Raw genomic sequence first — 14,766 nt, forward strand, 5'->3', positions numbered from 1 at the left:
GAAAAATCCCTACCGATGAGTTTGAATTGAGAAATGTAGTAGATTCGTACTATTTACATAATAAACGACATCTAATTAATTCTTATGTACTGAAACAGTACTACGAAATAGTGCACTATGAAAAAGCATTATTGTCTCCAATCGGCCCTATTTATTCGATTGAGTCGTACATACTGAGAAAGTCTGATGGAAAAAAATTAGGAAAAGCTATAAGTATACGTAATCAAAAAGGTTGGGTAGGAGAAACCAACCTTTTATGGACAAATACTGGAGCTACTTGTCCAAAATATAAATCTAAGGACGGAGGAGTTATCACAAATGAAGATCATACGACCTTAATACAGAAAGTCTTTTATAAAACGTAGCTCTACTTATTTTCAAAGAACACTAACTAACCAACCCTACCTGCTCCACCTCAGCACTTTTATGCTGACAGGCTAAGCGATAACCTTGCTGCAAATCTGCTTGCGCAAGGTGTCGTTTATCGGCAGCTGTTATGCTTACCTTGGCATCTAAACGCACCTTACATTGACCACAACTGCCGCCACCGCCACAGATAGAAGGTAGTTCAACATCATGCTCAGCTAAGCCATCAAGCAAAGTGCTGTGTTTTGATAATGTAAACGCGCCTAATAGCTGCTGATCAGCGGCAATTAAATTCAGTTTGCGTTTATTGCTAAGCCTCTCTCTAAAACTCTCAGTCAACCAAGTCACTTGATATTGACCATTAAAAATCAGCTCCACCGTCCAAATAGCCCCAGTTAAAGCAAAGACTAAGGTAAACACCGCCAGAACGATGATTTGCCAATTATTAAAGCTACCCTCAGTGCTATAGTCCATAAAGTGCAACATAAAGAAGATATCAACAAAGCGCTTATCATCATTACTGTGTTTAACAACACGGCCTGAGCCTGCATCTACATAAATACTGGTATTGATATCATCAGCCATATTGATTTGCCACACATCATTACGCTCTTTAGGTATATCATCATAAGGTGGCGATAGTTTTTGAATATTGCTGACTTTACCTGAACCTTTGTATGAGGCTAACGCAAGCTTTTCAGCTATATTTTCATCGATGAAAAGTTGCTCACCTGAATAAGCATCAAACAATGAATAACTGTTGTTGAAATGTTGGTATAAACCTTTTTCATGCGTAAGCAAATAATATGGTTTTTCAAGTAAGGAGATTTGTTTAAACGCTACTGCAGGTGCCGCTTTTGCCAATATCAGTTTAGGTTCAACTAAACGGTTGTTATCAACCTGCGCTTGTGCGATGCGCTGCCGATATTGATTACCTGAGGCTTTTTGGTGATCCATTAAGTTAAAGTACAAACCTGTCCCCAACCAAATGAGTAGTTGTAAACCAACCAGCAGCGACAGCCATTTATGCAGTTTTTTTATCAATAACATTAGGCAGCTCCTGCTTGTTGAGGGTTGATACTTGAGACTTCGCTATTGGTTTTAAAAATAACAAAATAGCTAAGAATTGCGCCAACAATTGCCGCCAACAGCGAGAATAAGACAAAGAAAAACAACAGCTTGTTATCAACCTCTTGCCCTTGGTAGTCCATAACATGCAAAGCGAACATGACATCAAAAATACGCCAGTTATCATGACGTTTCCCAACTAAAGTTCCTTGGCGTGCAGAGATATAAAGTGATGGATTAGCAAAGTCATCAAAATCAACACGCCATGCAGGTACTATACTCGCGCGCACTTCTGATGGCGGGTTTTCGGTGATCAAGTTAACGCTTGCCACCTCACCACTGCCTGCGTAGTGAAATTTAGCCGCTGCAATGGCTTGTTGCTCTGATATTGGCGAAAGTAACGCGCCATCAAGGGCTGATAACATGTACTTTTCTTTACCTTGCTTAAAGTGGTAAACGCTTTGCCCTAAAAAAGTATCTAGGGCAATCTCTGTTGCTTGCGGGTATTGGGCAATCACTTTGGCTAAAGGAAATTGCACACTGTCTGCTTTAATAGCGACCTGAGGGTTGTTAACTAAGCTATCACCATGAATATAATGGATATCTAAAATCACCATAAAAGCGCCAGATATCGACCAAATTAAAAACTGAATACCCAAAAACAGCATTAACCATTTATGCAGCTTACGGCTGGTATTTATCAACTTCATTTACATTTTCTCGTTATTAGGGTGCGTTGAACTATTTTCAATTCCAGCCACGCGCCATAAATAATATAGGGCAGGCAAAACTAAGAGTGTTAGCACTAACGCACTTAACATGCCGCCGACCATAGGCGCAGCAATTCTGCTCATCACTTCAGAGCCAGTACCTGTACCATAAAGTATCGGTAATAAGCCGATGATGATAGATAAAGCCGTCATCATTACTGGCCTTACCCGTAACCCTGCACCTGTCAGTACCGCCTGAAATATATCTTGCTTAGTTACTTTACTTTTCTGCTCAGCTAGTTTGCTCAGTTTATCCTGATAGGCTTGATTTAAATACACTAACATAATGACGCCAATCTCAACCGCCACGCCAGCTAAGGCAATAAAACCGACACCTACGGCAACAGAAAAGTTAAAGCCTTCAAGGTACATAAGCCAAATACTGCCCACCATAGCCAAAGGCAAAGTACCCATGATCATGGCAACTTCCACCACACTCTTAAAGCTTAAATACAGCAAAATAACTATGATAAACAGCGTAAGCGGCACCACATAAGTTAGTTTGGCTTTCGCCCGCTGCATATACTCGTACTGACCAGCCCAACTAATTGAATAGCCTGCCGGTAGTTTTAACTCATTCGCGACAAGCTGCTGAGCTTTTTCTACATAGCTGCCAACATCAACACCTTCAATATCAACAAAGGTCCAACCGTTTAAACGAGCATTTTCTGACTTAATACCTGGCGGGCCATCTTCAATAAACACCTGGGCAACATCCCCTAAAGTAATACGTTGACCATTAGGGGTAACAATAGGTAACAGTGATAACTGCTCAGGTGAATCACGGTAATCTTGTGGATAACGTAAGCTCACCGGATAGCGCTCTAAGCCTTCCACCGTTTGTGTGACATTCATACCGCCAATTGCAGTCGCCACCACTTGTTGAATTTCGCTGATATTCAAGCCATAACGCGCAGCTTTGGCACGTTGAATATCAACCTTAACGTAACGACCACCAGCAACACGTTCAGAATACACTGACGCTGTACCAGTAACCTTATTTAATAGCACTTCCAGCTGCTTGCCGATATCTTGAATTACCGCTAAATCAGGGCCTGCAACCTTAACGCCAACCGGCGTTTTTATACCTGTCGCTAACATATCAATACGAGTTTTTATCGGCATCACCCAGGCATTAGTAACACCGGGTAATTTAACCAATGCATCAAGCTCTTGTTTTAAGCTTTGCGTGGTTACACCAGCTCGCCACTCATCTCGTGGCTTTAATTGAATAAAAGTTTCAATCATAGTTAAGGGTGCAGGGTCAGTAGCAGTTTCTGCACGCCCGACCTTACCAAAAACATTCGCCACTTCAGGTACTGTTTTAATTAGCTTATCGGTTTGTTGTAATAACTGCCTCGCTTGGCCAATGGAAATGCCCGGATAGGTGGTTGGCATATACATTAAATCGCCTTCATCCAAAGGTGGAATAAACTCACTACCAATTTTATCTATAGGATACATGCCTATAACTAACACTAAGGCAGCAACAGACAAGGTCACTTTAGGAAAACGCAGCACGGTTTTTAAGGCCGGCATATAAAGCGCAGTTAATAGGCGGTTCACTGGGTTTTTATGCTCCGCAAGCACTTTACCGCGAATAAAATAGCCCATTAATACCGGCACTAAGGTGATTGCTAAGGCAGCAGAAGCAGCCATGGCATAGGTTTTAGTAAAGGCTAATGGTGCAAACATACGCCCTTCTTGTGCTTCTAAAGTAAATACTGGTACAAAACTTACCGTGATAATAAGCAAACTGAAAAATAGTGCTGGCCCGACTTCAGTTGCCGCTTCAGTCACTAGCTGCCAACGATTTTTATTGGTTAATTCTTGCCCTTGATGGTTGAGTTTTTCCATATGCTTATGCATATTTTCAATCATCACAATCGCACCATCTATCATGGCACCTATGGCAATGGCGATACCACCAAGGGACATAATGTTGGCATTAAGCCCTTGCCAGTGCATAACAATAAAGGCCGTTAAAATACCAACCGGCAAACTGATAATAGCAACTAACGATGAGCGCACGTGAAATAAAAAAATCACACACACCAGCGCGACTACAGCAAACTCTTCCAAGAGTTTATTTGATAAATTATCTACTGCTCGCTCAATTAAGGCGGAGCGATCATACACAGGCACAATTTCCACACCATCAGGCAAGCTTTGTTTTAACTGGTCTAACTTGGCTTTGACACGGTTTATGACTTGCTGAGCATTTTCACCATAGCGCATCACCACTATGCCGCCAACCGCTTCACCTTCACCATTTAGTTCAGCTATGCCACGACGCATTTGTGGGCCTGTACCAATATCAGCAACATCTTTTAATAACAGCGGCGTACCATTTTCATTAACGCCCAAGGGAATATTTTCAAGATCGGCAACACTTTTAAGGTAGCCCGTGGCGCGCACCATATATTCCGCTTCTGCCATTTCAATCACAGACGCGCCAATTTCTTGGTTACCTTGTTTAATCGCGGTTTGAATGTGTGATAGCGGAATGCCAAAAGCACGTAATTTATCTGGGTTCACACGCACCTGATACTGTTTTACCATACCCCCTAACGCGCTCACTTCAGATACGCCTAATACGGTTTGCAATTCATACTTTAAAAACCAGTCTTGTAGACTACGCAACTGACTTAAGTCATGTTGGCCTGATTTATCCACTAAGGCATACAAATACACCCAACCGACACCCGTGGCATCTGGCCCCAGCTGCGGCTTAGCGTTACTTGGCAAGTTTGGCGCTACTTGACTTAAATACTCCAGCACACGGCTGCGCGCCCAATATAAATCAGTTTTTTCATCAAAAATGACATATACGTAAGAGTCACCGAAGAAGGAATAACCGCGCACAGTAACCGCACCCGGTACAGATAACATGGCGGTGGTTAGCGGGTACGTTACCTGATCTTCCACCACTTGTGGCGCTTGCCCCGGGTAACTGGTTTTAATTATTACCTGAACATCGGAAAGATCAGGCAAGGCATCAATCGGGGTATTTTTAACTGAATACAGACCCGCAGCAACCAATAATAAACTTGCCAGTAACACCAGAAAGCGGTTGTTGATTGACCATCGAATAATAGCAGTAATCATCTCAATTCTACTCCTAATTAATGATGGCTATGATCAGCACTTTGCTCTGTGCTACTCACTGTTTGAGAAAGTTCAGTGATGATAAAATTGCCGTCACGAACTTCAAAGGTGAAATCAACCTGCATGCCTTTGCTGATATTAGCTAAGCTAACGTTGTCAGCCGTGACAAAGTCTACTGTAGCAGCTGGCCTATGCCACTTTGCAATCGCTTGACGATCAATAGTGATCATACCGTGATCTTTCATCAGTGAAACTACAGTACCGCTTGTGCTAGCGCGGCTTATTTGCTCACTTTCTAGCGATGTTTGTTGATTGTCTGGGATATGAATTGCACTGATAATATACTTGCTATCGCTTTGCTTAGTCACCTCAATGTGCAGGGTTTGCCCAAGTGATAACGGCTCAATATCAAGGTGCTTAGCAACGGCAAAGTCCATGGTCATTTCTGGCCAGCCCCAATCATCAATTGGCTGATGGGTTAATGTCAGCATATGATGATCAGCCATAATGCCTTGCACCTGAGCTTCAACCCAAACCGCTGTGCTGTCATCATCACTGGCATTGCTGCTCATACGTTTAAAGTCTGATGACTTACTAGATTCTGAATCGAGCAGGAATTGCGCTGAACTTACCACCTTATCCCCTTCATTAAGGCCTGAGAGAATTTCAACATGCTCACTATCGTAACGCCCTACTTTAACCGCTATCGATTTAAAACTACCTTGGCCTAGCGCCAACACGACGCGATCTTGATTACCGGTTCTGATCAAAGCTTCTTTTGGGATCAACAAGGCACTTTGATGATTGTTAGTATGAATAGCCACTTGAGCAAACATATTGGGTTTAAACAGCCCTTCATCGTTAGCAAAACGTAAACGCACTTTCACGGTTCTGGTTTTAGCATCCAGCGTAGGGTAAATATAATCAACCTGACCTTGCCATATTTTACCCGGCAAATAATCAAGGGTCATGGTTACAGGCGTACCTGTGGTTACTTGTCCGGCTTGACGTTCAAATACTTCTCCTTCAACCCAAACCTCAGATAAATCACCAATCGACATAAGGGTTGAGCCCGGTTTAACATAATAGCCTTCACGAATTTTCAAATTTTCAACCACGCCATTTTGCGGCGCATGAAAGGTAATATGTTGCTTAACCGTGCGGGTTTTCTTTAATGAATCAATGGCACTTTTAGGTAACTGCAGTGCCATCAAACGATTTTGCGCAGCACTAATCAAACGGTTATTTTTTCTATCAAGTGCCAGTAATAATTCTTCCTGAGCATTCACTAATTCAGGAGAATATATTTCATAAAGCGGCTGGCCTTTTATCACAGGGTCGCCTATGGCTTTAACGTACAGCTTTTCTATCCAGCCCTCTACTCGTGGATGAATATGAACTAATCTATCTTCATCATAAGTAACATAACCAACGGTATTTATTTTGGTTTGCAAAGACTGATACTTGGCTTGAGCGGTTCTTACACCTAAATTGTTTTCAACATTAGCGGCGATTTTAATAGTACCTACGCCCTCATCTGGACCACTGCCCTCATCAGCATAAACCGGCACTAGATCCATACCCATAGGCGATTTACCCGGCTTGTCTCTTCTATAATTCGCATCCATGGGCGCTACCCAGTAAAGCGGCTTTTTTTCATCACTTGCTGCTTCTTGATTTGCATTTTTTTTTGAGTCTAGTGCTGGCTCAAAAGCTATCAGCGCCACTGCGGTAATGATTGAAGCGAATACAGCGCTAACAATGGCGGTTTTGATGACATGATTATTATTAGCCATTACTTTTCTCCTGCATTGTTTGCTAGCATTGGATTGCCAGCAAACAAATAATTTAATTCTAAATGTAGTTTTTGCTCTGCAACCTTAAGTGCTAAGGCATCTATTTGTGCGTTTAATACCGCAATACGTGAGCGCACCACTTCGGCAAAGTCGCCATCATCATTGGTGTATGCGGTTAGCGATGCTTCCGCTTGATCTTGAATTTGCGGTAAAAGCTTATCCTTATAGAGTGCTTGTCTTTCTTTTAACCTTAACAACCGACCTTTGCCGCTTTTATAAGAGCCAAAAAACTGTCTTAGCAGTAATACTTTTTCTGTTTTTACCGCTTCAGCATTAGCCACAGCTGACTGTACTTCTTTATCTTGTCGGTTTTCGGTAAATATTGGCAGATCAAAACTAACCCCAACAGAAAATAAATCAGCGCGGCTATTACCTAATGGGTCATCATCGCGATAACCATAACTTGCACTTACGCCCCATTCTGGTTGGTACTTCTGCTCTGCTAGCTTGATACCTGTTTTGCTAGCAGTCACCTTCTTATCAATAGCTAAAACCGCGGGATGCTGAGAAAAATACTGAACTATCTGCGCTGGTTTTTGCCAATTGTTACTGTAAATTAGCGAATGTGCTTGTAAGTCAATTTGCGGCAGAGTTTGCGTTAATGCCAGCTCATGAAAGCTTAACTGGCTGGCATGCTCTTGTGCTAAGCTAGTTAACCATTGCGATAACATACCTTGGTATTTTGTTTGCTGTTGGGCGAGCAAATCAAGCCTGTCTTCTAGGCGAGTTAACTCTAACTGGGCTCTAACAATATCTTGTTGACGGGTTTTCCCTAAGGTAGATGAATAACTTGCTTCAGCAACATCAGCCAGTTGCTCAAACAAAGCGCGATTACTTTCAATTAAGGCAATACTTTGCTCACTTAAAAACGCATCAAGCCAGATACTACCAACCGTAACTGCGACTTGCGCTTTTCGGTTATCCCTTTGATAAGGGTAGCTTTCGCTTTGCACTTTTAGTTGTTCACGTTTAATGGCTAAACTATCGCCACGAGCGAACATTTGCGATATGCCCACTTTTGCTTGTGTCATCGCTTCTTGCTGAAAATCAAAGCCATTGCTCGGCAAGTTCGCCAATGCCAAGGTCAATTTAGGATCAGGTAAGGTACCTGCGGCAATACTCTTAGACTCCAGCGACTGCTGCTGATAAATATTGCCTTTAAGCCAAGGATCATGTTCTTGGGCGAGTTTAATGGCTTTATGAAATGATAATTCATTACTCGCTAAAGCTGAGTTTACTGGTAATGTTGTCGCAAATGGCACCATTATCAGCAGAAAAATACCACGAAAGTTATACACGGATTTATTATGCTCAAACATAAGAGCGCTTCCTTATTCTACAAAGTTTTAGCGGCAGTTATTATGCTTGAAGGATCAGCATTGCCTACTAAGTTAAATCAATAATTAATGGAAAAATAAGGTGTTAGACCAAATTTTAGACCCAATACCCCTAGGACTAGGCAAATATTGGTGGTCTATAAAGTGAAGAGGAGTATTGGCTAAGTGCCAAATTAGAACGGTTAGTGATACTGGCAGATTGCACTACAGGAGTATTTTGATTAAAACCAGCCACCATAGCAGCCAAGCTTGAACAGGCGGTGGTAAGACAATAACAGCTGATATCACAACATTGCTCAGCAGATGACTCTGCTTGCTCACTCTGGTGCATGGTATGTTCATCACCATGATGAGACATAGGCATAGTGTGTTTTGCCGACATAGTTGCGCTATGCGCTTGCATTGACACCATATGATAAGACATAACAGTATTAGCCATTACTTGACCAACAAAGGTAAAGCACAGCAATAATATGGTTAATATTCTTAGCGTAGATGAGTTCACAAAGGACAACTTTAAGCAAAAACTTAATTCTAATAATACTTAATGATAACGGCTAATTCAATGCTTGTGTTTATTGTACATTGTACTGAATATAGTTTTTGCGACCTTTATAAACTCAAAAAGCTAGGCTAATGCCTCTTACTACTGACTACGCCCTGCACCAATTAAATCTGAAGTTTGTTGTTGACGCATTTGTTCTCTATCGGCAGCACGTTTGGCTTTTTCATTTTGCATTTCAACGGCTTTGGCAGCAATGTTATAGCCGCGCTCAAATTCCGCTCTCAGCTCTTTAGGGCAAACTGTTGCATCTAGCTTGCCTTCTTTACCTTGCTGTAAACCATTTTCAAACGAGCAAAACTCTTTTATTCCTTGCTGGTATCCTGCTAAATAAGTGCTTCTTGCCTCTGGCACAATTGCGTCTTTACAACTTTCTTTAAGCTGATTAAAGGTTCTAACGGACTTGCCTGCCATTGCAACCTTATAGCCAACATTCTGCCAGTTGCTGTCATCACATTGGGTTTCACTACTATAGCTACTTGGCTGGCTAGTGCTGCCACAAGCAGCTAAAGTGGCGAGCATAAACATTGCGAGAAAATTTTTCATCAAGTTGTCCTTAAGTCTGTTTTTAAATAGTCGTTTTATCTTTTGAACGAATAATATTTTTTAAAATATCCATTTGCTCTGGCAAATAATGTAGCTCTGGGTAGCGACCATAGGCTTTTTGTAGTTCGCTAATAGCCGATTTATAATCAAGCATATCTATATACATTTGCGCTTTCCCCAGTAAGGCTTGCTTGGCAAATTTAGGCAGCACTGAGGCGCGAGTGTAATAAATCTCAGCATTAATATAGTCTTTCTGCGCTAGAGCAAATTGGGCAAATCTAATTAAGGCATCACCATTATTGGCATCTTGCTCTAAAGCAAGTTTGTAGTAACGTAAGGCTGTTTGCTTATTTTTTTGTTTCGCCGCTATATTAGCTTTATGGCTATAAAAAACACTTTGCTCAGCTAAGGGCAGTGCTTTCACTTTCGCTTCAACACCAGCGAGTAATTTATCCGCTTGCTGATACATGTCCACTTGTTCAAGCCAGACTAAATATTCATTAAGTAGCTTAATATCTAGTGTCGACTTATTTAAATGCTCATTAATCAAGGTGACAGCTCTATCATAACTATGCCTTTGTAAGTGCAGCTGGGTAGCTGTTTTTAAATTGATATCATCGCTATCACCTAGCATAATCGCCATTTCTAAGCTGACGAGAGCCAAGTTAGTATTATCGGCGTTTATCGCCAGTACCGCTTGGTTTAGCCATAAATCTTTATTGTTCGGATCTTTTGCTAGTAATTCTGAAATAAGCGCTTGCGCTGACTCATACATTTTGGCTTGTGATAAAGCCGCCAATAAGCCTTGCTGCCATTGCACTTCTTCAGGTTGTAAGGTTATGGCTTTTTGATAGGCGCTAATTGCACTAAATGGCCCATATAAGGTTAAGTTTAAATAGCCTAGCTGCCCGTGGATCATAGCCTCATTTGAGCCTAACGATATCGCCTCTGAAAAGTGATGACGAGCTAATTTAAACTTTTCTTGAATCAGGTATAACTGACCTAAATCACGATGAACCCTCACTAACTGCGGTTTACGTGACAGTACCGCTTTAAAGGTTTGTTCAGCTTTATCAAATTGTTCTAAGGTGAAATAGATTTGCGCTTTTAAGCTCAGCATGGCTGGGCTAAGTTCAATATCAAAATAAGACTCTAACTCTTTTAATACCTGCTCTTTTTGACCACTATCGAGCATTGAGCGTAATCGTTCAGCGGTTTCATATTCTTCAGGTGCTATGGTTGCTTCTCGTTCTTGATAAGGCCCAGAAAATGACGGCAAGATAAAGGTTGGTTTAGCCACTTTGATAACGAAATCACTATGCCCTGCACTTGCTTGGCTCACTTGAGAAGTTGACAAAAATGCCAAATAGCAACTTGATACTAATATTTTTTTAAGTAATTTCATTGTCTTACTTTGACCTATTATAGTTAAAGTTTAATCCGTATAAATACAGCGCTTGTACCGGTTTACCATTTTTCTTTGGAATAGAGAATCGAACGTTTTTAACCCAAGTTCTTATGGTGTCGACCATTTCTGGATATACCGGGTCGACAATTTTCTTAATATGAGCATGACCACGCTGATCAATAATAATCTCAACCAAGGTAGGAATACGGGTAACACCACGTTTAATAACAGACCATGGCGGCTGTACGTAGCGGGAAGAAATAATTTTAGGTAGCTGATCTAAGCTTTTCACTTCAATTAAAGCAAAATCAACCGCAATGGTTTTCGATAAATCTAATGAATTGACATCAAACTTAGGTAAATCGACTTTGGCTAGCTTTAACTGCGCCACTTTTGGCTTTTGCGAGTAATCTAAAACTGGGCCTGCCCCCATACCAATAAGATCAATACTGGCAGCCTCTGATTCTGCTTGGCTTTGCTCTAGCTCCATTGGTGGCGGAGGTGGTGGCGGCAGTGGCAAAGCTACATCAACTTTGCGAACCGTTACCGTATCTTCTTTGCTGTAATCGCCTTGCTGCAAGTAAAGCATTAGCAAGATAAGACAAACAACCAATAGCAAACTGATAAGCCAAGGAATGATCTTCTTGAGCAAAGCAAAGTAAATATTCTCACTGTCCTTGTTGATTATTGCCGTCATAGGATTATTTATTAACCGTAGCAATACTGACATTGGCAATACCAGCAAGTTTTGCTTGGTCAATCACCTGCACTAATAAGTCTGTCGGTACGGTTTTATCTGCCTGAATAACCAAAGGTTTAACCTTAGTTCTAATGGCTTGGGTTAAGGTTGCTCTTACGCCATCAACACCAATATTAGTGCCGCCATAAACCACTTCTTTGCTATCTGTTATAGCAATCATAAGCACCGATTTTTGTAATTGCTTAGTAGATGCCGCTGTGGGCTTATCAACATCAACACCTGTTTCTTTAACAAAAACTGTAGTAACAATAAAAAAGATCAACAGAATAAACACCACATCAAGCAAAGGTGCTAAATCTAACTCTTGGCCTTTGCTTTCTTCTAATTTAGTTTCGATAAATGATTTCATCGTCTTAATGCCACCCATCTATTAGTTTTAGCTTGTAAATGGGCAAGCATTAATAGCCCAGGAATTACCATGATTAAGCCGAGCTGCGTAGTAAACATAGCCTCAGCAATACCGCCACTAATGACCTCTTGTAAATTAAAGCCATTTTCTACCGACATACGAAAAAATGTTGTTAGCAAACCCGTAATTGTGCCCAGCAAACCGAGTAATGGCAGCGAAGCTAAAATGGTTCTAATACTTTTTAACCAATACTGAGTACGATCAAACCAAGTCTCGCTGACTTTATGCATAAAGCACAAATCCATCAGTAAGCCATAACAAAACAATGCCACCAGTAATATTGCCCAGATAACGGCGCTTTCTAGCAAAAATGCGTATTCAGCCATAATGCTTACTCCGCTTAGGCAAACGAGATTTTACTTAACTTAATGGCATTGGCTTCAAGCTTGGCACAGTAACTTTTACTGCGCCTACTAAGCAATGCGCTTAAGATCAATGATGGTATCGCGACAATTAAACCTAACTCTGTCGTGATCAAGGCCTCGGAAATACCACCAGAAACAGTCGAGGCATCGCCAGTACCAAAAATGGTCATCATCATAAAGGTGCTGATCATGCCTGAAACGGTTCCAAGTAAACCTAACAGCGGCGCTATCGCGGCACTGGTTGCTATCGCGCCAATAAAGCGCTCAGTTTTATGCTTATATTCAAGTAGATAAGCTATCAATAAGTCATCGCGCTCTTGAGAAATAGGCGTCGACATAGCGATATCAAATAAGCCTTTTTGCGCCCCTTGGCTGGTCGCTGATAGCACGGCCAATTTCTCATGGGTTTGCGCTTTGCTAACCTCATCTTGATTGTTATTTAGATGTAAGATTTCTTTGATTTTTTCAGTCAAATTGACATCAATTGTTGGCAGTCTCACCAGCTGAATAGCTTTTGCCACAGAGACTACTAGCGATAGCACACCAAAGAAAAGTATAGGCAGCGCCCAAACACCGCCTGTTTTAATGTGCGCTAAAATGCCCTGCTGTTTATCTTTAAGTTTGTAAGCATTGCCTAAGGTTGGGTCAAATCGTAATGTACCTGAGCCCGAAGCCTGAATTGAGCCAAGCTCGGCAATGGCTTGCTCATCAAAAATATCAGCAAGAATACGTGGCTCAGCTATCAACTCTCGAGATACCGGCCCCCCTGATAATGCGCCAGCATCATAAGCCACTTCAACCGGTCCTATGGCAATAGTATTTACCTGCGCTATGCTGCCTTGCTCAGTAACGACATCCTGCACTTGCCAGCTTGGTGATAATCGCGCTAATACTTGCTCTGACATATGTGACAAGGCATTGATATCAACCACTACCTCACCGTTTGCCTGAGTTAATTGCTCTGTTGGCAAATGACTTGCTTCAGCATAACTGGTTAGTAATTGCTTTTGATAGTTGCTCTGAGTTGACCATTGCTGCAAACGCTTTTCTAGCTGAGCAACACTCATTAACTGTTCATCAGCAAAGCGTTGCAAAACTACTGCTTTTTCTCTTAATTCTTTTACTTGTTTTTGCTGCTTGGCAATATCTCGTGCCAGTGCGGTAGACTGTTTATTAACGCTTTTTTCAACATCCAAAAGCGCTTGCTTTGAGGTAGAAATTCTCGCTAGTAATTCTTCCACCAAGTTATCGTTAGCCTGTGCCTTAACCGTTAAGCTACTAATAACGAGTAATACCACAGTTAAGATACTCATTTTTACTTGATAAATTGCCATTAGCTTACATCCTTCTTGCTAAGTATTTTTACAGGCAAGTCGATGAACTTCGCCGTAGTAGGTTTTTGCAAAATATCTCTAAGCTTTAATAAGTCATCAGCTAACAGCACTCTACCAAGCTCTGCTGAAGAGGCTTCATTGTGCCACCACTGCCAACCTGTGTTATCAGCTCGGCCATAACCATAATGCAAACCATCGTCACTTACATACCAGCCTTGAGACACTCCTAAATACATTTGCGTAACCAATAAGTTTTTCTCTTGCCCTGCTTCAACGGGAATCGCCATTGAACCACGATTAAGAGCAATACGCTGATCAAACTCATTTACCATTTGATAAAGCGATAAAATACGCTCAAGCTTTTCGCTATCAGTTGCTCCCTCTTGACTAAGCAATAACAGCTTTTCTTGCCATTGTTCTTGTAGTGGTGGTGGTAAGCGCGTCAGTAACTTTTGACAAAAAGCAGTGGCTTGCAAAATTTGCTTATTTACCACTTGTTGCTCTTGCTCTAAAACACTTTGTTGTTGGCTTAATTCAATTCGACGTTGATCAACGTCAGAGCGATCGGTATCGGCTTTTTTCAATAAATTGCTAAGTTCTTGCTGCTCAACAATTAGCAGGGATTGGGTTTGCTCAAGATATTGTTTTTTACTATTCCAATCTAGCTGGACTTTACCCTTTTGGCTTTCAATATCGAGCCATTGGCGCATTAACTCACTTAAATTATCTTGCGCATAACCTGTTGAAGATACGGCTAATGCAATAGCGCAGCATACTCCCTTATTCAGAACCTTCATAATCACCTAATAGTCAAAGTGGCTTAAATATAAAATGAATGTTCATGCAGATTAACTGATAATTATTCGTACAATCAAAC

13 protein-coding genes are annotated in these 14,766 nt (G+C 41.3%); all 13 read right to left on the minus strand.

The annotated features are described in order from the left end of the window. Positions 1 to 387: 387 nt before the first annotated feature. Positions 388 to 1,416: a 2Fe-2S iron-sulfur cluster-binding protein gene (locus tag EMK97_RS08095; protein ID WP_130601076.1), complete on the minus strand. Its 1,029-nt coding sequence runs from the start codon at positions 1,414 to 1,416 to the stop codon at positions 388 to 390. Continuing rightward, entirely contained in the window at positions 1,416 to 2,144 is a 729-nt protein-coding gene (locus EMK97_RS08100; RefSeq protein WP_246028913.1) for a PepSY domain-containing protein, read from the minus strand. Before EMK97_RS08100 ends, EMK97_RS08095 begins: the two co-directional genes overlap by 1 nt. Further along, the gene (locus EMK97_RS08105; protein ID WP_130601078.1) at positions 2,145 to 5,312 is read right to left on the minus strand and encodes an efflux RND transporter permease subunit; all 3,168 of its coding nucleotides are present in this window, start codon (positions 5,310 to 5,312) and stop codon (positions 2,145 to 2,147) included. Between the two features lie 17 nt (positions 5,313 to 5,329). After that, the gene (locus EMK97_RS08110; protein ID WP_130601080.1) at positions 5,330 to 7,108 is read right to left on the minus strand and encodes an efflux RND transporter periplasmic adaptor subunit; all 1,779 of its coding nucleotides are present in this window, start codon (positions 7,106 to 7,108) and stop codon (positions 5,330 to 5,332) included. Next, positions 7,108 to 8,487, minus strand: a complete 1,380-nt coding sequence (locus EMK97_RS08115) for a TolC family protein (RefSeq protein ID WP_130601082.1) — start codon at positions 8,485 to 8,487, stop codon at positions 7,108 to 7,110. The genes EMK97_RS08110 and EMK97_RS08115 overlap by 1 nt, the downstream gene beginning before the upstream one ends. A gap of 136 nt (positions 8,488 to 8,623) precedes the next feature. Beyond that, complete coding sequence (locus tag EMK97_RS08120) at positions 8,624 to 9,010, minus strand: CopL family metal-binding regulatory protein (RefSeq protein ID WP_130601084.1); 387 nt, start codon at positions 9,008 to 9,010, stop codon at positions 8,624 to 8,626. 141 nt (positions 9,011 to 9,151) lie between these two features. Continuing rightward, positions 9,152 to 9,613 (minus strand): DUF2799 domain-containing protein, encoded by a 462-nt coding sequence (locus tag EMK97_RS08125; RefSeq protein WP_130601086.1) that lies wholly within the window; start codon positions 9,611 to 9,613, stop codon positions 9,152 to 9,154. A 22-nt stretch (positions 9,614 to 9,635) separates the two neighbouring features. Continuing rightward, the gene (locus tag EMK97_RS08130; RefSeq protein ID WP_130601088.1) at positions 9,636 to 11,018 is read right to left on the minus strand and encodes a tetratricopeptide repeat protein; all 1,383 of its coding nucleotides are present in this window, start codon (positions 11,016 to 11,018) and stop codon (positions 9,636 to 9,638) included. 4 nt (positions 11,019 to 11,022) lie between these two features. Further along, positions 11,023 to 11,751 (minus strand): hypothetical protein, encoded by a 729-nt coding sequence (locus EMK97_RS08135; RefSeq protein WP_211342285.1) that lies wholly within the window; start codon positions 11,749 to 11,751, stop codon positions 11,023 to 11,025. Beyond that, on the minus strand, positions 11,723 to 12,130 hold the full coding sequence (locus EMK97_RS08140; protein ID WP_130601092.1) for an ExbD/TolR family protein: 408 nt from the start codon (positions 12,128 to 12,130) through the stop codon (positions 11,723 to 11,725). The genes EMK97_RS08135 and EMK97_RS08140 overlap by 29 nt, the downstream gene beginning before the upstream one ends. Continuing rightward, complete coding sequence (locus EMK97_RS08145; protein WP_130601094.1) at positions 12,127 to 12,516, minus strand: MotA/TolQ/ExbB proton channel family protein; 390 nt, start codon at positions 12,514 to 12,516, stop codon at positions 12,127 to 12,129. Before EMK97_RS08145 ends, EMK97_RS08140 begins: the two co-directional genes overlap by 4 nt. A 14-nt stretch (positions 12,517 to 12,530) precedes the next feature. After that, the gene (locus tag EMK97_RS08150; RefSeq protein ID WP_130601096.1) at positions 12,531 to 13,889 is read right to left on the minus strand and encodes a MotA/TolQ/ExbB proton channel family protein; all 1,359 of its coding nucleotides are present in this window, start codon (positions 13,887 to 13,889) and stop codon (positions 12,531 to 12,533) included. Beyond that, entirely contained in the window at positions 13,889 to 14,686 is a 798-nt protein-coding gene (locus EMK97_RS08155) for a DUF3450 family protein (protein WP_130601098.1), read from the minus strand. Before EMK97_RS08155 ends, EMK97_RS08150 begins: the two co-directional genes overlap by 1 nt. Between the last annotated feature and the right edge of the window lie 80 nt (positions 14,687 to 14,766).

This window comes from Litorilituus sediminis, from assembly GCF_004295665.1.
In the GTDB taxonomy this organism is placed as follows: domain Bacteria; phylum Pseudomonadota; class Gammaproteobacteria; order Enterobacterales; family Alteromonadaceae; genus Colwellia; species Colwellia sediminis.

Coding starts and splice junctions, on each gene's coding strand:
- EMK97_RS08105 (WP_130601078.1), bottom strand. CDS start 5,312: ATGATTACTGCTATTATTCGATGGTCAATCAACAACCGCTTTCTGGTG.
- EMK97_RS08135 (WP_211342285.1), bottom strand. CDS start 11,751: ATGTCAGTATTGCTACGGTTAATAAATAATCCTATGACGGCAATAATC.
- EMK97_RS08130 (WP_130601088.1), bottom strand. CDS start 11,018: ATGAAATTACTTAAAAAAATATTAGTATCAAGTTGCTATTTGGCATTT.
- EMK97_RS08150 (WP_130601096.1), bottom strand. CDS start 13,889: ATGGCAATTTATCAAGTAAAAATGAGTATCTTAACTGTGGTATTACTC.
- EMK97_RS08140 (WP_130601092.1), bottom strand. CDS start 12,130: ATGAAATCATTTATCGAAACTAAATTAGAAGAAAGCAAAGGCCAAGAG.
- EMK97_RS08095 (WP_130601076.1), bottom strand. CDS start 1,416: ATGTTATTGATAAAAAAACTGCATAAATGGCTGTCGCTGCTGGTTGGT.
- EMK97_RS08145 (WP_130601094.1), bottom strand. CDS start 12,516: ATGGCTGAATACGCATTTTTGCTAGAAAGCGCCGTTATCTGGGCAATA.
- EMK97_RS08125 (WP_130601086.1), bottom strand. CDS start 9,613: ATGAAAAATTTTCTCGCAATGTTTATGCTCGCCACTTTAGCTGCTTGT.
- EMK97_RS08100 (WP_246028913.1), bottom strand. CDS start 2,144: ATGAAGTTGATAAATACCAGCCGTAAGCTGCATAAATGGTTAATGCTG.
- EMK97_RS08110 (WP_130601080.1), bottom strand. CDS start 7,108: ATGGCTAATAATAATCATGTCATCAAAACCGCCATTGTTAGCGCTGTA.
- EMK97_RS08115 (WP_130601082.1), bottom strand. CDS start 8,487: ATGTTTGAGCATAATAAATCCGTGTATAACTTTCGTGGTATTTTTCTG.
- EMK97_RS08155 (WP_130601098.1), bottom strand. CDS start 14,686: ATGAAGGTTCTGAATAAGGGAGTATGCTGCGCTATTGCATTAGCCGTA.